Origin of the sequence: Rhizobium rosettiformans W3 (assembly GCF_004912135.1) — a bacterium.
In the GTDB taxonomy this organism is placed as follows: Bacteria; Pseudomonadota; Alphaproteobacteria; order Rhizobiales; family Rhizobiaceae; genus Allorhizobium; species Allorhizobium rosettiformans.
On record NZ_STGU01000007.1, the window covers coordinates 265,703 to 283,765 of the forward strand.

Consider the following 18,063-nt stretch of genomic DNA (forward strand, 5'->3'; position numbering starts at 1 on the left):
ATCTTGCTCAACCCGCCTCTGCCACCAGCGGTGCAGGGGAGGCCCGCTTCTGCTCGCGCCAGAGGATGAAAAGGCCAGAGCCGACGATGATCACGATGCCCAGCCATTTCGACGGGGTCGGAAAGTCATCGAATAGCAGATAGCCGAGGGCTACGGCGGCGATGATCTCAAAATACTGAAACGGAGCCAGGACCGAGAGCGTCGCCATCCGGAAAGCGCGCACGACGAGCAGATGGATATAGCCGGAGATCGCGCCCAACAGGATCAGAAGCCCGAGGCCCAGCGTCGAGTCGGGAAGCGAGAGTGCAAAGTCCGCGTCACCCGCAGCCGTCCCCGCCATCAAGGCGCCCGCCATGAACAGCGTCCCGCCGATGCCCGCCATGGTCTGCATCGTCATCGGCGAATCGGCTTCACCGATGGCGCGGTTCAGGAACATGTAGAGGGCATAGAGAAAGGCGCAGGCGACTGGGAGGAGGGCCGTCAGGCCGAAGACCTCGTAGCTCGGCTGGATGACGATCATCGCGCCGCCGAAGCCGACGGCAATTGCCAGCCAGCGCCGCCAGCCCACCTTCTCCTTCAGAAAGATCGCCGACATGGCCGTCAGAATGAAAGGCTCGACGAAATAGATCGCAAAAACGTCCGCCAGCGGCATGTATTTGACCGCCATAAAAAACATCAGGCTGGCGGCGCCGTGAATTGCACCGCGCAACAGATTGACCCAGGGACGCTTGGCGGAAAAGGCGCTGAGGCCATTGAGCGCTAGGAGCACCGGGAGCACGGAGGCCAGCTGGAAGAAGAAACGATAGAAGGTGATCTGCCCCGGCGACATGCCCTCCACATTCGCCATGTATTTGGCGATGGCATCCATCACCGGAAGCACGAGCATGCATCCCGCCATCAAGACGATGCCGCGGAAAGGACTGGAAAGCGAAGCCTGCATTGTGGCGACTCTGAAAAGGGAGAGTGTTTGTGGGTCGTGACCAAGCACGGCGCTGAAGCGCAATCAAGCAAAAGAAATTTGGAACAAAGGGTCGACTTCCGCGTTATCCGCATGTTTGTATGCTTCTTTCGGACAGCCCCACACGGCGGTTTTGTACAGGTTGGTGGCGTCCCGGGGCAGATGTGAGGTCTTCGTATCGGCTAATATAGCGATGTGAGATCGGAACTTTGTTGTCCGTCGACAGCTATGCGCGGCGGATCCCGAACGATCAGGAGGTCGCGATGCCGGCACGCGAAAACTATCACCGAATGACGGATTCGAGCGATGACACGCTGGGCGGACGCCTGTCTGCGGCGCGCGATGCCTCGGGGCTGTCCCTTGCCGATGTCGCCAACCGGATCGGCGTGAAGCGCGAAAGCCTGCTCGCCTGGGAAGCCGATCGTGCCGAGCCGCGTCCCTCCAGCCTGATCGACCTTGCGGGTATTCTGGGTGTCTCTCCGATGTGGCTGATGACGGGTGTCGGCTCCGGCCCGATCCAGGAAAGCGGGGACCTGCCGCTCGAGGCGCTGAAGCTCGATCTGCAGCGCCTGACCGAGGCCCATCTCGAGACGGGCAGGCTGATCGAAAAGATCGCCCGTCAGATCGAATCCTATGAAGAGAAGGACGAGCGCCGCCGCAAGTCGGGCGATCTCGACGGCCCGGTGATGGGCCGCGCCTGAGGCGTCAGGCCTCCATCACGGTCGGCCCGAAGACGTCTTCGAACGCTTCGCGCAGCCGCATGTCGACATCCGCCATCATGACCGGCAGACCGAGATCGACGAGGCTTGTCACGCCATAGGCTGAGATGCCGCATGGCACGATCCCGGTGAAATGGCTCAGGTCCGGGTCGACATTGATCGACAGTCCGTGAAAGCTCACCCAGCGACGCAGCCGGATGCCGAGGGCGGCGATCTTGTCCTCGGACATCGTGCCGTCGGGCAAAACAGGTTTCTCCGGCCGACGAACCCAGACGCCGACACGATCCTCGCGGCGCTCGCCCTTGACATTCATGCTGTCGAGGGTGCGGATCACCACCTCTTCGAGTGCTGCCACATAGGCGCGCACGTCCTGGCGGCGGCGCTTCAGGTCGAGCATGACATAGGCCACCCGCTGGCCGGGACCATGATAGGTGTATTCGCCGCCGCGTCCGGTGGCAAAAACCGGAAACCGATCCGGCTCGATCAAGTCCTTTGAATCGGCACTTGTACCCGCCGTATAGAGGGGAGGGTGCTCGACCAGCCAGACCAGTTCATCGGCCTTTCCGTCGGCAATCAGCGCCACCTGGCGCTCCATTTCGGCCACCGCGTCCTCGTAAGGGACAAGCCCGTCGGAGACTCGCCAGCGCACGGGTGCTGAGCCTTCGCGGGCATGCATGGCATGGTCGAGTTCGGTGCGGAGCATGAAATCTGCCTTCGGCTGTGGATTGGCGAAAAGCCTTGTTTTCCCTGTATTTGGCAAGAAAAGCCCGGGAGTTCAAGGGCAGCGGCCACCCCCGTCCGGAGGGGTTTTCCACGGGTCGTGACGAATTTTCAAAAATCTGTCACGACGGGCTTGTGGACCCAGAATGCTTTTGCTACATGCAGCCGCGCCGGAGCAATTCGGCGCCTACCACGATGCGGTCGTGGCGGAATTGGTAGACGCGCAGCGTTGAGGTCGCTGTGGGGCAACCCGTGGAAGTTCGAGTCTTCTCGACCGCACCAAAAAAGAACCCGGCCTTTGTGCCGGGTTTTTTGTTGCTGTGATTTCAATCCCTTGTCATTCGCCGTCGTCGGGAATGTGGCTGTCGACGCCGAGCGTGGTGATGAAGTTCTTGACTTCGCTGACACCGCGCACGCCCAGAACCTTCAGCTCGATCGCGCGGCGCTCTTCCGCCGTATCGACCGAGCCGCGCAGGGTCACGACATGGCCGTCGACATGGATGTCGAGACCGGTCAGCAGGCTGTCGTCAAAGGCCTCGAGTGCAACGGAAATGTCCGATTCGAGCTGGTCGTCATCTTCGCGACCGTCGGTGGTCGGCAGGACGGGTGTTGCCACGTCGGGTTCGAAGCCTTCACCATCCACGGCGTCGACACGAAAACCCTCATTGCGGTCGCGGTCGAAATTCGCGCCCGTCTCGCCGTAACCGCGATTTTCCACCGGTGTCGCGGTGGCGCCAGGGCCATCCGCATAGGGCCAGCCGTCACCGATATTGCGCTGGTCATAGTCGCGGTAATCGTCTTCGCGGGAGAAATCGGTCTTGCGGTCGTCCTTGGCCATGGGAGGGCTCCTTCGTCACATTGGTTGACGAGATAACGCCGCGGCTTCGCCTTTGTTCGGCAGGTGCCGTCAGCGGGACGCCTTTTCCCATTTCTTAAGGAGCCGTTCGCGCTTCAGCCGCGAGAGTTTCTGGATCCAGAAGATCCCGTCCAGCTGGTCGATCTCGTGCTGCATGCAGATGGCGGGGAAGCCTTCGAGCATTTCCTCGACGATTGCGCCATCCAGCGTCTGGTACCGGACCCGGACCGCCCTGGGTCTTGTGACCTCCTCGGTCATCCCCGGCATCGAGACGCTGCCCTCGGTCTGCGTCATCTGGTCTGGCGAAGCCCAGAGGATCTCCGGGTTGGCGTAATCCTTGCGGCCGCCAAGCTCCGGCAGTTCGATCACCGTCAGGCGTAGTGAGATGCCGCAATGCGGCGCAGTGATGCCGACACCGGGAGCGGCCTTCATCGTCTCGTAGAGGTCGTCGGCCAGGGACTGGAGCGCTGGGCCGAAGTCGACGACCGGTGCGGCGACGGTCTTCAGCGCGGGATCGGGATAGCGGCGGATGGTCAGGCGGGTCACGATATCGTCACTTCTCTCGGGTGGTGCCGCAGCAATCGGCTGTGGCATGCGGGTCACGCTAGCAGGAAGCCGCCTGCTTTGCACAGCCACCGGCATTTTTCCGCTATCTGCTTGTTGACTTGAGGGTTTTTGCCGCCATTCTCCGGGGCGTCGAGACAGGTGCCGCAAAGCGTGAGGGTGGGATGACAGAGAACGAAGACGACATTCTCGACCGCCCGGCGGCTGACGAGACGCATGACGATATCTATGACGAGGAAGGCTCGGTCCGACACGACTTCCTGACCATGGTCGGCGCGGCGATTGCCGACCGGGACGTCATCTTCCTGCGCCAGAACGTCGCCCGGCTGCACGAATCGGAACTGGGCGACCTGATCGAGGCGATCCAGCCCGATCAGCGTCTCGCGATGATCCGCCTGCTCGGCGACGACTTCGACATGACGGCGCTGACCGAGGTCGACGAAGCGATCCGCATGCAGATCGTCGATCAGATGCCGAACGAGCAGATCGCGGCAGCGATCGGCGAACTTGATTCGGACGACGCCGTCTACATTCTCGAAGACCTTGATGACGAGGACCGCGAGGAGATCCTCGCGCAGCTGCCGTTTACCGAGCGCGTGCGCCTGCGCCGGGCGCTGGATTATCCGGAAAGCTCGGCCGGTCGCCGTATGCAGACCGAATTCGTTGCCGTGCCGCCGTTCTGGACGGTCGGTCAGACGATCGACTACATGCGCGACGAGGAGGATCTGCCGGAGAGCTTCACCCAGATCTTCGTCATCGATCCGACCTTCAAACTGCTCGGCGCCGTCAATCTCGACCGGATCCTGCGCACCAAGCGGCAGGTGAAGATCGAGACGATCATGCATGCGACGAACCACCCGATCCCCGCCGAGATGGACCAGGAAGAGGCGGCGCAGCTTTTCGAACAATACGACCTTCTCTCGGCCGCCGTCGTCGACGAGAACGAGCGCCTCGTCGGCGTTCTCACGATCGATGACGTCGTCGACGTCATCCAGGAAGAGGCCGAGGAAGACCTGCTGCGTCTCGGTGGTGTCGGTGACGAAGAACTGTCCGACAGCGTCGCCGAAACCTCGCGCTCGCGCGTGCCGTGGCTTGCCGTCAATCTGGTCACCGCCTTCCTGGCCGCGTCCGTCATCTCGCTCTTCGAAGCCACCATCGAGCAGATCGTGGCGCTCGCCGTGCTGATGCCGATCGTTGCCGGCATGGGGGGCAATGCCGGCTCGCAGACGATGACGGTCACGGTCCGGGCGCTGGCGACGCGCAATCTCGACATCCACAACGCCTTTCGCGTCGTGCGCCGCGAAGCCGGCGTCGGTCTCCTGAACGGCGTGGTGTTCGGTATCCTGATCGGCGCGATCGCCGGTTTCTGGTTCCAGGACGTCAATATTGGCGGCATCATCGCGGCTGCCATGCTGATCAACATGATGGCGGCTGCCATCGCCGGCATTCTCATTCCGCTGGCGCTTGATCGATTCGGGGCAGACCCCGCGGTTGCTTCCGCCGTCTTCGTCACGACGGTCACGGATATCACCGGCTTCTTTGCCTTCCTCGGCCTTGCCACCTGGTGGTTTATGTGAGGAATCGCACAATAAGAGCGCGCCCCGGGCACTCACCGGTGGGTGAGGGTAGGGCAAAAAATTGACTTGTACGTAAAAGTCAATATCATGGTCTCCAGTACAGGATCGGACGACCGTGAAGAAATACTATAGCATAACAGAGCTCACGCGTGAATTCGGTGTTTCGACGCGCACCCTGCGGTTCTACGAGGACGAAGGCCTGCTGCATCCGGAACGTCGGGGCCGCACGCGCCTCTACCGCGCCGCCGACCGGCGTTTCCTCCAGGAAATTCTGCGCGGCCGCCGCATCGGCTTCACGATCGCAGAAATCCGCGAGATCGTTCACGTCTACAAGGAGCCGCCGGGGGAAATCGGGCAGCTCAAGCTGATGATGAAGAAGATCGACGAGAAGCGCGACGAGCTGCGCCAGAAGCGTCGCGACATCGACGAGACCCTGTCCGAACTCGATCAGGCCGAAGAAGCCTGTCTGACCCGCCTGGTGGAGATCGGCGTCGGCACCTGACGCCGCCCCGGGTCTATTCCCGAATCAGATCCAGCGTCGTGTGCGCTTCCGGTAGGTCTCGTAGTCGAAGCCGAAACGGGCCTCGAGATGCCGCTCTTCGCTCGGGATGGCGATCACGCGTGTGGCTGTCACCGAAAGGATGGCAGCAATGAAAAACCAGCTGTTTCCGGAGATCAGCCCCAGCGCCATAGTGAACAGCGTATAGCCGAGATAGATCGGGTTGCGGCTGAAGCGGAAGGGACCGCAGGTGACGAGGTAGCGGGCGCAGCCGCTGTCGAGCACGGCCGTTTGCCGCTGCATCAGCGTTCGCACCGCCCAGATGTCGAGGGTCACCGCCAGCATGGCGATGGCGAAACCGAGGGATGGCAGGACGAACGGAAAAGGCGAGGGGATCGGCGGCAGTTGCGCGATCCGGCCGGCCAGCATGGCGGTCAGGATGCTCGTCAGATAGAGCATCGGTGGCCAGGGATATCTCAGTGGCTTCGCACGGTAGGCATTCATTGAAGAACTCCTCCCTACGGCGCTGATTGACTCCTGATGGTGCAGTCATCCGCCAGCGTCTGTATCCGCTGATCTTGATCGGGCAAGATTGCGCCAGACTGGAGCGGTTCGAACAGATTCTCCGCCTGCAGGCGTTCGAGCGTGCAGGCGCAGAAGCGCTGGCAGAGCCCCGCTTCATTACCCTGTTCCAGACAGCTTGCTTCACAGCTGCCGGTATATTGGGCGACAGGGTCGACGGCCGGCGGCGGCACGACGAAGTTTGCCAGATAAAGCCCGGCGATCAGGATCGGCTGATGCAGCAGATAGACGGTCAGCGAATGGCGCCCGCCCCAGCGTAGCCAGCGGGGTCCGGCCGGCAGCCGATCGAGAACGTCGAGTTTTTGACGGTCCATCATGAGGCGCGCGACTGCAATGCCCGCCAGCAGGGCGCCGATCCAGGGAAGGAGCGGCACATAATCATTCGATCGTGGCAGGGTCTCGGAGAGGCCAAGGAACCAGAACCAGGGCGCGTCGAAGCTCGGCGAGCGCAACAGGGCCGGCAGCACAATGGCAATCGCGGCGACGCCAAGCGTCAGCAATGGCGGCAGCCTGACGAATGCGAGCCCAATCAGGCTCGACACCGCGATGGCATGGAGGATGCCGAAGAAGATCCAGCTGTCCGGGGTAAACCAGTAGGTGGCCACGGATATCACGGCGGCGGCCGCGACGATCACGCCAAGCCGGCGCAGGAAAGGCGCAAAACGGATCTTCGGATAATGCGCCAGCACCAGGCTGAAACCTGCCAGAAACAGGAAGCTCGAAGCGATCAGGCGCGCATAGATCCGCAGGAAGCCTTGCGTCGAGGTGCCCGGGGCGAGATAGCCGAAGAACTCCAGATCCCAGCTGAAATGGTAGGTCGCCATGGCAATGAGAGCGAGCCCTCGCGCGGCGTCCAGGGAGAGCAGGCGCGGTCTCTGTGACCCGGATCGGGGCTCAATCATGTCTGCCACGCAGTCGTCCTTCACGTCTTAATCGGCAAGCTTTTCACTGAGAGCCCGGTCGGGTTCAAAGACGGCGAATTCATGGCTGTCGGACCCGCGCGCCGTCTTTCAGGTATCGCTTCCGTTGAGGAGAGCAAGGCGGGCTTTTGAGAAAAACTGCCGGCGCAGGAGAACGATGAAGACGAGAACCGTGGCCACCATGAAGATCCAGGGGCTGACGAACCAGCCGAGATAGCCGATCGAATAGAAGATGGCGCGCAGGCCCATGTTGAAGTGGCTGGCAGCAATGATGTTCATCTGGATCGTGCGCTCGGCCGCGGCCATCGCCCGCTCCGGGTCCTTGGCCGCTTCCTCGGTCATTGGGATCGCGCCGAACAGAATGGTGCAATAGTTGAACAGCCGGTAGGACCAGCCGAACTTGAAAAAGAAATAGGCGAAGAGACCGATTAGGCCGCAGACCTTGAGCTCGAAAGTCGCGCGTCCGCCCTGGACGATGTAGGGGATGTCCTTCAGGATCGCATCGACCTGTTCCGTGGCGCCGAGCAAGGCGAAGCAGCCGCCGATTGCAAAGATCGTCGTGGAAGCAAAGAAGGCTGTGCCGTTCTGCAGACCGCCCATGATCTGCGTGTCGATCATCTTGAGGTCGCGGTTCATCGAGTTCAGGATCCATTCGCGACGTCGCTCAGCCATGGCCTTGGTCAGGCTGGTGCGGGAGAGAATCTGCTGATCGCCGATGATGCGGGCATAGGCGAGCCAGAGCAGCAGAAAGAGCGCCATGGCGCAGTAATCAACGATGGTCATGTGAGCGAATCCCAGAGTCTGAAGGCTGCCGGCATTATCGTTGTCGCGTGTTTCTCCACAACGGGAATTAACCACGCGAAAGACATTGGCCCGAATTGGGGCTTTGTGCGCGCTGTGGCCGTTAACGAATTAATGCTCTAACCCATTGAAATTTCATAAATCCATGCGGTGAGCGCATGCCTGATGCGCAAAATGCGCCTTCCTTTTGCCATTTTTGCGGTTGCGGAGCGGCCCCGATTTTAATAATCAGACACACAGAAAGCGGTCGGGGGACGGCTTTCCTGTGAATGTGATCTCACACGGAGTTTTCATGGAAGGCAGTTTCCAGAAGTCGTGCTGGGGTGTCACCTTCCGTGCCTTGATGGGTTTTGCCGGCATTATGTGCCTGGCTTATCTTTTCGGCACGATCTGACATCCGCCACAGGCGATTGAACAAACAGCGCGGTCGTTTCGACCGCGCTGTTTGCGTTTCGGCGACCCATACACCATCTCCGGCATGTCGCGGCGATGAAAGCCTATGTCGATTGCAAGGCGCATTCGTGTTAGGCGATGCACTAGCCTTTGCGCTTTCTTATCCCGCATGCGAGGAGCCTCATGTTTCTATCGGTTTTCGACGTGTTCAAGATCGGCGTCGGCCCCTCGAGTTCCCACACCATGGGTCCGATGACGGCGGCCAATCGCTTTCTCGATCTCATTCTGTCCGACCAGTGGCCGCGTCCGGCCGGCGCTCATGTGGCCGCCCTTAAGGCGAGCCTGCATGGCTCTCTGGCCTATACCGGCATCGGCCATGGCACCGGCAATGCCGTGATCATCGGGTTGATGGGCGAGGCGCCTGACAGTGTCGATCCCGATCGCATGGAAACGATCATTGCCGATGTCGAGCGCACGGGTCGGGTTACCCCGCCGGGACATCCGGCCTACCAGTTCCAGCCGAAGGACGATCTCGTCTACGACAAGAAGACGCCGCTGACCGGCCATGCGAACGGCATGCGCCTGTCTGCGCTCGACAAGGACGGCCGGGTTCTGCTGACCCAGATCTACTATTCGATCGGCGGCGGCTTTGTCGTCACCGATACAGAGCTTTTGGCCATTCAGAAGCAGAAGAAACAGGCCTCGAGCCAGAAGGTGCCCTATCCCTTTGCCTCGGCCAAGGAGATGCTCGCCATGGCGGCTTCTTCCGGGCTGACGATTGCCCAGATGAAGCGGGCGAATGAAGAAGTGGTGCGCTCGCGCGAAGACCTCGATGCCGGCCTCGACCGGATCTGGGATGCGATGGCGAGCTGCATCGACCGCGGCCTGCGCCAGGAAGGCCAGCTGCCGGGCGGGCTGAAAGTTCGCCGCCGCGCCAAGTCGATCCATGACAAGCTGCAGGAGGAGTGGCGCTCGAACCGCCTCAATCCCGTGCTCGCGAATGATTGGCTGTCGGTCTATGCCATGGCCGTCAACGAGGAAAATGCCGCTGGTGGCCGCGTCGTGACCTCGCCCACCAACGGCGCTGCCGGAGTCGTGCCGGCGACGATCCGCTATTATCTGCACTTCCATCCGGATGCGGATCAGGAGGGCATTCGCGACTATCTGCTCACGGCTGCCGCCATCGGCGGGATCATCAAGCACAACGCCTCGATTTCCGGCGCGGAAGTCGGCTGTCAGGGCGAGGTCGGTTCGGCCTCGGCCATGGCCGCCGCCGGTCTCGCTGCCGTCATGGGCGGCACGCCCGAGCAGATCGAGAACGCGGCGGAAATCGCCCTCGAACACCATCTCGGCATGACCTGCGACCCCGTCGCCGGCCTCGTCCAGGTGCCCTGCATCGAACGCAACGCGCTTGGCGCCGTCAAGGCCGTCACCGCCGCCTCACTCGCTCTGAAGGGCGACGGTGTGCATTTCGTACCGCTGGACGCCGCGATCGAAACCATGCGCCAGACCGGCAACGACATGAACGAGAAATACAAGGAAACCTCGCTCGGCGGTCTCGCCGTCAACGTCGTGGAGTGTTGAGGCGGGCAGGGGCTAACCCTGTCCCGGCCCGTCTCTGCCGTCATCCTCGGGCTTGTCCCGAGGATCTGCTACGTCCGCTCCGCCCCCGACGCCCCCGACGTTGGACGTGGCATACCCATGCCATCGTCCCGCGAATGGCCGCCCTCAATAGATCCTCGGGCCAAGCCCGAGGATGACGCTGACCGCGAAACATACCGAAACTGTTGAGCACATCACCCCTGCGACACCCCGGCCCTTGACCCGCCGCGGGGAGCGGCTATCTCGGTGTCATGGCACTGCATCTCCTCAAGCTCTGCGTCGGAGCCGACTCCATCGACGACCTGCGCGACTGGGTCGCCGAGCGCTGCCTCGTGGCGGTCGCAGCCGGGCTCGAGCCGCATTCGTCGCATGTCACCCGCATGGTGCCGAAGCGCGTTGAAGAATTGCTCGATGGCGGCTCGCTCTACTGGATCATCAAGGGCCAGCTCGCCGCCCGTCAGAAGCTGCTCGACATCAAGACGTTCACCGGCGGTGATGGCATCACCCGCTGCGAACTGATCCTCGGACCCGAAGTGGTGGAGGTGGCGCCTGCGCCGCGTCGTCCCTTCCAGGGCTGGCGCTATCTCGAGGCGGACGCCGCCCCCCGGGACCTCTCGGCATCCGGTGCCAATATCGAGGACATGCCCGACGATCTGAAGCGGGAACTCGCCGAACTGGGACTGCTCTGACCAAGGCCTTCATCCGCGCTTCTTTTCCTGGTGTCCTGCCTTTTGTTCCGCCATTCTAACGCCGGAATCGGCGAGCAGCCTGTCTGCGGGTAAGGTTCATGGGTGGGTCTGACTTTGGATAATATCGACAAGACGCATTCTGCAGCGGCGGCAAATGCTCCGAAGCGGTCTTCCTGGCGCGTGCCCGTGCGGCGGGCCTTCGTGACGATTGCGGCTCTGGCGCTGCTCTTCGGCGCCTATGTCGGACTGCTTATTCTCTCCGGGAATTTTCACGAGGTGCTCCCCGGCCAGTTCTATCGCTCGGCCCAGCTTTCGGGTGAGCGGCTGGGCGCGGAAATCGACCGTTATGGGATCAAGACGGTCATCAACCTTCGCGGCGAAAATCCGGGCAAGGACTGGTATGACGACGAGATTGCGGCAACCGCCGCGCATGGCGCAAGACACGTCGATTTCGGCATGTCGGCCCGCAAGGACCTCACCGCCGAACGAACGCAGGAACTGCTTTCAATCCTGAAGACGGCCGAACAGCCGATCCTCGTGCACTGCATGTCCGGCGCCGACCGCACGGGCCTTGCCTCTGTCATCTTCCTGCAGCAGGTGGCAGGTGTCGACGAGGAGGAGGCCGAGTGGCAGCTCTCACCGCTCTACGGCCATATCAACCTGCCATTCCTTGCGGCTTACGCGATGGACGACAGCTGGGAAGCGCTCGAGAAAGTGATCGGGCTTGATAGCTGACGCACCGGTGCTCGCCTTGCTTGGCGTGGATGGTGTCATTTCCCGGCAAAGCGTGATATCTGCGCCGCCATGACGACGAATGCTGACTTCCTCACCCGCGACATTCCCGGTCCCGCACCCTATGGGCGGGCGGTGTTTGCCGTGGCCCCGATGATCGACTGGACGGACCGGCATTGCCGTTTCTTCCACCGGCAGCTCTCGGCCCGGGCGCTGCTTTATACCGAGATGGTGGTGGCCGATGCGATCATCCATGGGCCGCGGGAGAAGCTGCTTTCGTTCAGCGAAGCCGAACATCCGGTGGCGTTGCAGCTCGGTGGCTCGGATCCGGCAAAGCTTGTCGAGGCGGTGAGGATCGCGGCCGATTACGGTTATGACGAGATCAACCTCAATGTCGGCTGTCCGTCTGACCGGGTGCAGTCGGGCACCTTCGGGGCTTGCCTCATGCAGACGCCCGAGGTGGTGGAGGCTTGCGTTGCGGCCATGAAAAAGGTGGCGACGGGGCCGGTTACCGTCAAGTGCCGGATCGGGGTGGACGAGCAGGAGCCGGAGGCGGTGCTGCCGGATTTCATCGCCCGGATGATCGGGGCAGGGGCGGATGCGATCTGGACCCATGCGCGCAAGGCCTGGCTCAAGGGCCTGTCGCCGAAGGAAAACCGGGAGATTCCGCCGCTGGATTACGAGTTCGTCTACCGGATGAAGCGGGAAAACCCGGATGTCTTTCTCGGCATCAATGGCGGGATTGCCGATCTCGACCAGGCGGTCGAGCATCTCGCTGTCATGGATGGCGTCATGCTCGGGCGGGCGAGCTATCACAATGCGACGCTTCTGACCGAGGTCGATGCCCGTATCTATGGCGAGGCGGCGAAGCCGGTCGACTGGAATGCGGTGCGCGATCAGATGATCGGCTATGCGGAGCGGGTGGTGGCGTCCGGCGGGCGGCTCAACCATGTCACGCGGCATATGGTTGGGCTGTTCCAGGGTTATGCGGGGGCCCGGCGCTACCGGCAGATCCTGTCGTCCGAGGCGACCAAGCCGGGCGTGTCGCCTGACCTCATCGCCGAGGCCTTTGCGGCGGTCGACATCGCGGGCGGGCCGAAGACACAGGGTACTTCGAGCAGTTCTGCCGCTGCGGAATAAGGTCTAGCGCGGCATTCCGGCGTTTCTAAGGTCGTAAATCAAAAATGGCGTCCCGGGGGACGCCATTCGAAATCGTGTAATCAGGCAGCCTGGATGTTGACGGCCTTGGGGCCCTTGCCCATGCGGTCCGGCTCGGTGTCGAAGGTGACCTGCTGGCCGTCCTGCAGGGTCTGCATGCCGGAAGCCTGGAGCGCGGAGATGTGGACGAATACGTCCTTCGCGCCGCCTTCCGGGGTGATGAAGCCGAAGCCCTTGTCCTGGTTGAAGAATTTTACGGTGCCCTTGGTGGCCATGGGAGAGTTCCTTGTTCCCGTGTTTGTCGTCTGCGCCGCGGCCGGCGGACCGGAAGCGGCTAGGTAAAGTTCCGCCGAAACGGAACCGTCGAGTGGTCGCGATAACGGGGAAAGAACGTCTACCGGCGGGAGAAGGCCCCCAGGACCGCGGGTCGCGGTCAATACACATCAGTCCAGTCTCCGGGATCATTGCTGCCCGAACGCGACAAGAGGTAGGGTCATTTCGGAATCTTGGCAAGTATGAAAAGTCACAGTCGGCCGCGCTTTTCGGCTGCAACGGGCTGAAATCCTTGAGATTTGAGGGGTGAAGCGGCGGCGCTCGCAAAGCGTTGCCCGCCGCCCGGGCGAAAGCCCATCCCAATCGCGACCTTGGACGAGCTCGTGTTCCGTCTTGAAGCAGCCGCCTTCCGGGTTTAGGGGAGGGATGACCGGGGGCGGGGTCGAGGCTTTCAGGACGCGGGAGTGGATGAGTATGGCAAAGACGGGTGCCGCGGTGATCGATCCTTACGAGCTCCTGGGCGTGACCCGCGATGCCGACGAGGCCGCGATCAAGGCCGCCTATCGCAAGGTGGCGAAGACGGCCCATCCGGATGCCGGCGGCGATGCGGATGCCTTCGCCAAGATCTCCGCCTGCTACGAGCTCCTGAAGGATCCCGTGCGCCGCCGGGTGTTCGACGACACCGGCTATGATCCGCAGCTCGCCGAGCCCACCGACCTCAAGGGGCTGATGGTGCTGGAAACGCTGATCAACGACATGATCCTCGACGAGCGCGAGCCCGGCTCCTTCGATCCGGTCGCGGGGCTGCGGCGCAAGCTCACCGACGACATCCTCAAATGCCGCTTCCATATTCTCGAGCTGGAGCGCCACCGGGCCCGCGTGCGCAAGCATCTCGACCGCCTCGGCCGCCGGCCGGACACCGACGTGCTCGGCTCGATGCTGCGGGCGCGGGCGCAATCGATCACCGACGCCATCAAGGCCTCGGAGGTGCAGATCGCGGCGATCGAGCGGGCCTATGCCATGCTCGAGGGCTATTCCTACGAAATGGAGCCGCTGCCCGTCGAGGCCGAGGTCGAGGATCTGCCCAAGGCGGCGGAGTAGGGGCGAAACGTAAGCCCCGGTTGACAGTCCGCCTTGGACAATCTGACCAAACGCAAATCTGGTGGAGAACCTGTCAACGCCTGTTGACAGTGACATATCGTTTTTTAGTATTGCCGAATACTCCGGTGAACTGGCCATTGTCGACGACGGTATCGGCACTGTCACCCCAGTAGGACTGGCATGGCATGGCATAGCATGGCATGGATCAGCTCCGCCGGGCGCTGCGCGCGTTTGCGCTATCTCCTCATCCTGATCCGTGAGCCCCTGGGAGGGGTCCCCAGATACCAACAACTGGAGAAGGCACAGATGCACAGCGACGGCTTCGTTTCGCAGGCGCGCGAGACGATCATTCACTTCCCCCTTGCGCATCGTCGGCAACTCGTTCGCTCCGCCGCCTGTCGGCTGGATCAGTTGAACGGACAGGCGGCGACCGATTTCTGGAAAACGCTCTGCAGCCGGTTGAAAACCGAGCTGTTCGATACCGGCCAAACCTATGAGGATGTGCGCCGGGAGATCCTCGCCTTTCAGGCCGAGGTCCACAGGGAGCTTCTCCTTCTCTACGAGCCTATTGGCGGCGAGCTCAGTCTCGCGGCAACCTAGCGGCGCTTCCCTCCTGTTGCGACGATCGCGGCCTTGCGGCCTGTCCGCCTTGACGACGGCAGGCCGCGTCACCTCCTGTCGCAGGATGGGGGCGTGCCTCATGAGGGCGCGGTGTCCGGGCTCGCGGTCGGGCGCTTCTCCGCTTTGGGTTGGCGCCAGATGCGGCGGCAAAGGGCGGTGAGTTCCGATGCTGGGTCGGTGGCATGCCAGGCGGCAAGCGCTGTCCCTTCGCTGTCCGGATGCGGCCCGGGGCGGGAATGAATACGCTCGACGATCGCGATCGCCTGGCGAAGATGGTTGGCCGCCTCTCTGTCATGGGGCCATGTGCCAAGGGTGGTGCTGTCGTCCAGAGGCGGGAGCAAATCTCTCGCCATGGCGATGAACTGCCGGCGCGCCTCGGGTTTGGCGCTGACGGCGCAGGGCGGCAGCCTTTCGCCTGTGGTGAGCGGGTCGGCCGGGCTGAGCGCTGCACCGCTGCAGTGTCGGCTGCGCCGGCATCGGCGGCGTGGGCAGCGGCGCGGGATTCCCCGTTTGTCGAAGATGTCGCGCAGCAGGCGCAGCGTCAACGCTTCGGGGGCGGGGGTGGTTTGTGGGTCTGGCATGTCGAGCTCCTTTCGGTGTTTCGGGAATTGGCGAAATAGGGAATTTCGGAAGGGGCGGCGGGGCGACGCCCTCTTGTGGGGAGGTTACAAAATCGAAGGCTTAGCCCGATCAGGGCTAAACCTCAGATGTTGTTGGTGAGGGGATCGGTGATGGTAACGGGTTGCCATCTCCCCCTTGGTGGGGGAGAAAGCGATTTCGATGAATTAGGCGAGCGCAAGCCGCCTAAACATCTGAAATCGCAAGTGAGGGGGTCGGTTATCCCGTGCCCGCAGCACTGATCCCCTCACCAGGAAAATCTGAAGTTTAGGCGGCTTGCGCTCGCCTAAGCCTTCGATTTTCCGTCCTCCCCCACATCGGGGGGAGGTGACACCGAACTTTCAAAAACCCCAAGCTTCGCCGCCGGTTGGGATCATCTCCCTCCGGGTGGGTCGAACTTGTCTCGGACGAGGCGCCAGAAGCAACCTGTCTAAGTAGTTTTATGTGGCTCCTTCCGGCGCCTCGTTCGGCGTTTTTTCCCGCTGCATGCGTCTCTCTGGCAAGGCGGCGACGGTCCTCGGTCATCCTCGGGCGTGACCCGAGGACCGAGGATTGACCGGGCGCAGGGTCCGGCTGTGACAGAGTCCTCCGAAGAGTGTTCTGCCAGAGCCTGGCCGGTGGCCCGGGAGGTTCCCGCCGGATGGTGCACCATGCCGACCGGGACCCTCGCCCGGGGGATGCGGCCTTCGGTCATTTGCGACCTCGGCCCTCATCCCCGCCGTTTTTTGTCGCCCCGCCGTCTGGTGATGTTCGCGACGGCGTGGGCGCCTTGTCTGTGTGCCTCTAAGGCACGTCCTTCCGATCGGGGTATCCGGTGTGGGGGCTCCGACCCCGCCACCTTCGTTACCAACCCCTCGTCCGGAGGGAGACCGTTGCAGCGGGCCGGGATCTTGGATCTGCGACAACCCTCCATCCCGGCGCCGGCCCCGCCTCGCCTGACATCGCATCGTCAGGTGTATCCGAGGGCGGGACAGCGCTGATTCTACGGGGGTGGAAATGGGCGGGGATGAAAAAAAATCGTTTTGTTGATTTTGTTGAGGAAACGCTACGGCGCGTCCCCCTTCTTTGCGATTTGCGGCGTGTCTGGCGGGGGTGTTTGGCTTTGGTACGCTTGTGTTTGGATCCTCGGGTCAAGCCCGAGGATGACGGAGGGTGAGGGGAGCAACGGGTATCCTCCGCCACCGTTTCGGTCGCAGAACGCTAAAAGAGAATACCTTCCTCCGCGCTAGAGGTCGTCATCCTCGGGCTTGACCCGAGGATCCAGTCAAAGCTTCAGCCTTGTCCGATCAGGGGCAGCGCTCAGATTTTGCAATAGGGAGGCTCGGCGAGAGGATTGCCAACGGAACTGCGCCCCTCTCCGGGAAAAGCTGAAGGTTAGGTAGCTTGCGCTCGCCCATGCCTTCGAGTCTTCGTCCTCCACGGACGCGCACCGAAAGGCTGCGAGGAGCCGCTTTATTTGCCCCTTCGTCTGCTGCTGCCTTTATTGACGTGAAAACCAATTTTGTAAACTGTGGGGCGCGCGCGATCAGCTCTTCCTCGGCCACACATCAACTTCGGTGGCTTAAACGTATGAGTTGATGTCTTGAGCTCTCTTAACGTCGAGGGAGACGGGATCGCTGCCTATAATGAGCCCTCTGGTTCTCAGGTTTGATAGCGAGTCCTCGAAAGTTCCAACATTTCGGCAGAAATGATTCTTCAAGGTGGCTACGTTAATGGTGTTTTTTCCCCAGTAGCTGCGTCGTTTCATCGTAAGTAGTATTCTGCGCGACCCTACATCGAGTTCGTTTCGGTGGGAAAGTCCGATGATCGACTCGTCCATTTGTTGAAGCGCCTCGACGTGATGCTCAATTCCAAAGTAGTGGCTGTGAGTTTGTTGGACTGTCGCAATATTTGAAGTTCCAATGAGCACGACTTCGTATTTTTCCTCTTCGGGAAACTCTCGCTCATACCTGGAGTAAGCCTCGACAGCTTCATTGGCTTCGCGGCTAACAATGTCCCACAGTACAAAATTCCCATCCGCCCAATCGAATACAAGTATCCAGTTGTTGAGCTGTCCGTAACTCTGTTCTTCTTTTGCTGACATCGTCTTCACAATGTCATAGTTGACGTGACCGCCTAGCGCTCTTTTATCCGAGCTTCTTCCGATTATCTCTTCCGCGCCCATTCTGAGTTCCTGCAATTGGATCTCAGTATCGCGGTCCAGACTCTCGCCTTGTTCGATACGGTACAGAGCATTTGAAAATTGCTTGAAGTAGGCGATGACCTCGCGATTTCCTTCGCCTTCTTTTAGGCGGTACCCATAAATAACCGATGTCCGCTCAATACTTTCAGACCAATAATGTTGTATCTTGCTCCTGATCTGCAGTTCTATAGTGCATCCCTCAATTTGAAGAATAAGATGATAGGCGCGATAGCCGCTGTCATCGCGCCCCAGTTCTCTGTAATCTGTTCGACGTAGAATTTTGATAATCTCGGAAGTTTTAATCTTCGAATTAATAAAATTTAGCGTTTCGTCGACGTCTTTGTCTGTGTCAACGATAATTCGGCAACCTCCAATGTCCTGTAATTGAGTTAGCCTGACACTAAGTCTTCTTAACTTTCGCAGTATTTGAGGCCTTCGTTTTAATCGCTGAGCAACATAATAATTCTTGTCATAAGTTTGTAGCCACTGTTGAATTTC

Annotated in this window: 19 protein-coding genes and 1 tRNA gene; 10 read left to right on the forward strand and 10 right to left on the reverse strand. The window is 61.2% G+C overall.

Going from position 1 to position 18,063, the window contains the following annotated elements; genetic code table 11:
- Window positions 1-7 precede the first annotated feature (7 nt).
- Entirely contained in the window at window positions 8-940 is a 933-nt protein-coding gene (locus FAA86_RS14820; RefSeq protein ID WP_136541769.1) for a DMT family transporter, read from the reverse strand.
- Between the two features lie 230 nt (window positions 941-1,170).
- Between FAA86_RS14820 and FAA86_RS14825 the strand changes: the two genes are divergently transcribed.
- Window positions 1,171-1,659, forward strand: coding sequence for a helix-turn-helix domain-containing protein (locus FAA86_RS14825; protein WP_246035087.1), 489 nt, complete (start codon window positions 1,171-1,173; stop codon window positions 1,657-1,659).
- A gap of 4 nt (window positions 1,660-1,663) precedes the next feature.
- Here FAA86_RS14825 and lipB read toward each other — a convergent pair whose 3' ends face one another.
- Complete coding sequence (lipB, locus tag FAA86_RS14830; RefSeq protein WP_136541771.1) at window positions 1,664-2,380, reverse strand: lipoyl(octanoyl) transferase LipB; 717 nt, start codon at window positions 2,378-2,380, stop codon at window positions 1,664-1,666.
- A 214-nt stretch (window positions 2,381-2,594) separates the two neighbouring features.
- Between lipB and FAA86_RS14835 the strand changes: the two genes are divergently transcribed.
- Window positions 2,595-2,679, forward strand: a tRNA-Leu gene (locus tag FAA86_RS14835).
- A gap of 55 nt (window positions 2,680-2,734) precedes the next feature.
- Here the strand turns inward: FAA86_RS14835 and FAA86_RS14840 are convergent.
- Both FAA86_RS14840 and FAA86_RS14845 read right to left on the reverse strand, forming a co-directional pair.
- Window positions 2,735-3,235 (reverse strand): BON domain-containing protein, encoded by a 501-nt coding sequence (locus tag FAA86_RS14840; protein WP_136541773.1) that lies wholly within the window; start codon window positions 3,233-3,235, stop codon window positions 2,735-2,737.
- A 69-nt stretch (window positions 3,236-3,304) separates the two neighbouring features.
- A complete protein-coding gene (locus FAA86_RS14845) occupies window positions 3,305-3,847 on the reverse strand; it encodes a peptide deformylase (RefSeq protein ID WP_136541775.1) in 543 nt (180 codons plus the stop codon).
- A 134-nt stretch (window positions 3,848-3,981) separates the two neighbouring features.
- Here FAA86_RS14845 and mgtE point away from each other — a divergent pair, with 134 nt between their 5' ends.
- Both mgtE and FAA86_RS14855 read left to right on the forward strand, forming a co-directional pair.
- Window positions 3,982-5,394, forward strand: a complete 1,413-nt coding sequence (mgtE, locus tag FAA86_RS14850) for a magnesium transporter (RefSeq protein ID WP_113459647.1) — start codon at window positions 3,982-3,984, stop codon at window positions 5,392-5,394.
- A 115-nt stretch (window positions 5,395-5,509) separates the two neighbouring features.
- On the forward strand, window positions 5,510-5,896 hold the full coding sequence (locus FAA86_RS14855) for a MerR family transcriptional regulator (protein WP_006726220.1): 387 nt from the start codon (window positions 5,510-5,512) through the stop codon (window positions 5,894-5,896).
- 24 nt (window positions 5,897-5,920) lie between these two features.
- On the opposite strand, the gene FAA86_RS14860 is transcribed toward FAA86_RS14855, so the two are convergent.
- From FAA86_RS14860 to FAA86_RS14870, 3 genes are all read right to left on the reverse strand, one after another.
- A complete protein-coding gene (locus tag FAA86_RS14860; RefSeq protein ID WP_136541777.1) occupies window positions 5,921-6,397 on the reverse strand; it encodes a methyltransferase family protein in 477 nt (158 codons plus the stop codon).
- 14 nt (window positions 6,398-6,411) lie between these two features.
- Window positions 6,412-7,377 (reverse strand): acetyltransferase domain-containing protein, encoded by a 966-nt coding sequence (locus FAA86_RS14865; RefSeq protein WP_136541826.1) that lies wholly within the window; start codon window positions 7,375-7,377, stop codon window positions 6,412-6,414.
- Window positions 7,378-7,485: 108 nt separating this feature from the next.
- Window positions 7,486-8,178, reverse strand: a complete 693-nt coding sequence (locus FAA86_RS14870; RefSeq protein WP_136541779.1) for a DUF599 domain-containing protein — start codon at window positions 8,176-8,178, stop codon at window positions 7,486-7,488.
- Between the two features lie 594 nt (window positions 8,179-8,772).
- Here FAA86_RS14870 and FAA86_RS14875 point away from each other — a divergent pair.
- The 4 genes from FAA86_RS14875 (at window position 8,773) to dusA (ending at window position 12,752) form a co-directional block, all read left to right on the forward strand.
- Window positions 8,773-10,173 carry an L-serine ammonia-lyase gene (locus FAA86_RS14875; RefSeq protein ID WP_136541781.1) on the forward strand — a complete coding sequence of 467 codons (1,401 nt, stop codon included), beginning with the start codon at window positions 8,773-8,775 and terminating at the stop codon, window positions 10,171-10,173.
- 269 nt (window positions 10,174-10,442) lie between these two features.
- On the forward strand, window positions 10,443-10,880 hold the full coding sequence (locus FAA86_RS14880) for a DUF1489 family protein (protein WP_136541783.1): 438 nt from the start codon (window positions 10,443-10,445) through the stop codon (window positions 10,878-10,880).
- Window positions 10,881-10,994: 114 nt separating this feature from the next.
- A complete protein-coding gene (locus FAA86_RS14885) occupies window positions 10,995-11,615 on the forward strand; it encodes a dual specificity protein phosphatase family protein (protein ID WP_210309954.1) in 621 nt (206 codons plus the stop codon).
- 69 nt (window positions 11,616-11,684) lie between these two features.
- Complete coding sequence (dusA, locus tag FAA86_RS14890; protein ID WP_136541785.1) at window positions 11,685-12,752, forward strand: tRNA dihydrouridine(20/20a) synthase DusA; 1,068 nt, start codon at window positions 11,685-11,687, stop codon at window positions 12,750-12,752.
- Window positions 12,753-12,832: 80 nt separating this feature from the next.
- On the opposite strand, the gene FAA86_RS14895 is transcribed toward dusA, so the two are convergent.
- On the reverse strand, window positions 12,833-13,045 hold the full coding sequence (locus tag FAA86_RS14895) for a cold-shock protein (protein ID WP_113459654.1): 213 nt from the start codon (window positions 13,043-13,045) through the stop codon (window positions 12,833-12,835).
- A 472-nt stretch (window positions 13,046-13,517) separates the two neighbouring features.
- Between FAA86_RS14895 and FAA86_RS14900 the strand changes: the two genes are divergently transcribed.
- Both FAA86_RS14900 and FAA86_RS14905 read left to right on the forward strand, forming a co-directional pair.
- Window positions 13,518-14,144, forward strand: coding sequence for a J domain-containing protein (locus tag FAA86_RS14900; protein WP_377343277.1), 627 nt, complete (start codon window positions 13,518-13,520; stop codon window positions 14,142-14,144).
- 195 nt (window positions 14,145-14,339) lie between these two features.
- Window positions 14,340-14,744 carry a DUF6074 family protein gene (locus tag FAA86_RS14905; RefSeq protein WP_246035088.1) on the forward strand — a complete coding sequence of 135 codons (405 nt, stop codon included), beginning with the start codon at window positions 14,340-14,342 and terminating at the stop codon, window positions 14,742-14,744.
- Window positions 14,745-14,842: 98 nt separating this feature from the next.
- Here the strand turns inward: FAA86_RS14905 and FAA86_RS14910 are convergent, their stop codons facing one another.
- Both FAA86_RS14910 and FAA86_RS14915 read right to left on the reverse strand, forming a co-directional pair.
- Window positions 14,843-15,346 carry a hypothetical protein gene (locus tag FAA86_RS14910; protein ID WP_136541789.1) on the reverse strand — a complete coding sequence of 168 codons (504 nt, stop codon included), beginning with the start codon at window positions 15,344-15,346 and terminating at the stop codon, window positions 14,843-14,845.
- 1,598 nt (window positions 15,347-16,944) lie between these two features.
- Window positions 16,945-18,063, reverse strand: a 1,119-nt coding sequence (locus tag FAA86_RS14915; protein WP_136541791.1) for a RelA/SpoT domain-containing protein, incomplete at its 5' end; no start/stop codon positions are given.

What these genes read in the sequence shown, in the direction of transcription:
- FAA86_RS14880 (WP_136541783.1), top strand. Translation starts at nt 10,443, where the DNA reads ATGGCACTGCATCTCCTCAAGCTCTGCGTCGGAGCCGACTCCATCGAC.
- FAA86_RS14860 (WP_136541777.1), bottom strand. Translation starts at nt 6,397, where the DNA reads ATGAATGCCTACCGTGCGAAGCCACTGAGATATCCCTGGCCACCGATG.
- FAA86_RS14905 (WP_246035088.1), top strand. Translation starts at nt 14,340, where the DNA reads ATGGCATGGATCAGCTCCGCCGGGCGCTGCGCGCGTTTGCGCTATCTC.
- FAA86_RS14865 (WP_136541826.1), bottom strand. Translation starts at nt 7,377, where the DNA reads ATGATTGAGCCCCGATCCGGGTCACAGAGACCGCGCCTGCTCTCCCTG.
- FAA86_RS14840 (WP_136541773.1), bottom strand. Translation starts at nt 3,235, where the DNA reads ATGGCCAAGGACGACCGCAAGACCGATTTCTCCCGCGAAGACGATTAC.
- dusA (WP_136541785.1), top strand. Translation starts at nt 11,685, where the DNA reads ATGACGACGAATGCTGACTTCCTCACCCGCGACATTCCCGGTCCCGCA.
- FAA86_RS14895 (WP_113459654.1), bottom strand. Translation starts at nt 13,045, where the DNA reads ATGGCCACCAAGGGCACCGTAAAATTCTTCAACCAGGACAAGGGCTTC.
- FAA86_RS14900 (WP_377343277.1), top strand. Translation starts at nt 13,518, where the DNA reads ATGGCAAAGACGGGTGCCGCGGTGATCGATCCTTACGAGCTCCTGGGC.
- FAA86_RS14875 (WP_136541781.1), top strand. Translation starts at nt 8,773, where the DNA reads ATGTTTCTATCGGTTTTCGACGTGTTCAAGATCGGCGTCGGCCCCTCG.
- FAA86_RS14820 (WP_136541769.1), bottom strand. Translation starts at nt 940, where the DNA reads ATGCAGGCTTCGCTTTCCAGTCCTTTCCGCGGCATCGTCTTGATGGCG.
- mgtE (WP_113459647.1), top strand. Translation starts at nt 3,982, where the DNA reads ATGACAGAGAACGAAGACGACATTCTCGACCGCCCGGCGGCTGACGAG.
- lipB (WP_136541771.1), bottom strand. Translation starts at nt 2,380, where the DNA reads ATGCTCCGCACCGAACTCGACCATGCCATGCATGCCCGCGAAGGCTCA.
- FAA86_RS14845 (WP_136541775.1), bottom strand. Translation starts at nt 3,847, where the DNA reads ATGCCACAGCCGATTGCTGCGGCACCACCCGAGAGAAGTGACGATATC.
- FAA86_RS14870 (WP_136541779.1), bottom strand. Translation starts at nt 8,178, where the DNA reads ATGACCATCGTTGATTACTGCGCCATGGCGCTCTTTCTGCTGCTCTGG.
- FAA86_RS14910 (WP_136541789.1), bottom strand. Translation starts at nt 15,346, where the DNA reads ATGCCAGACCCACAAACCACCCCCGCCCCCGAAGCGTTGACGCTGCGC.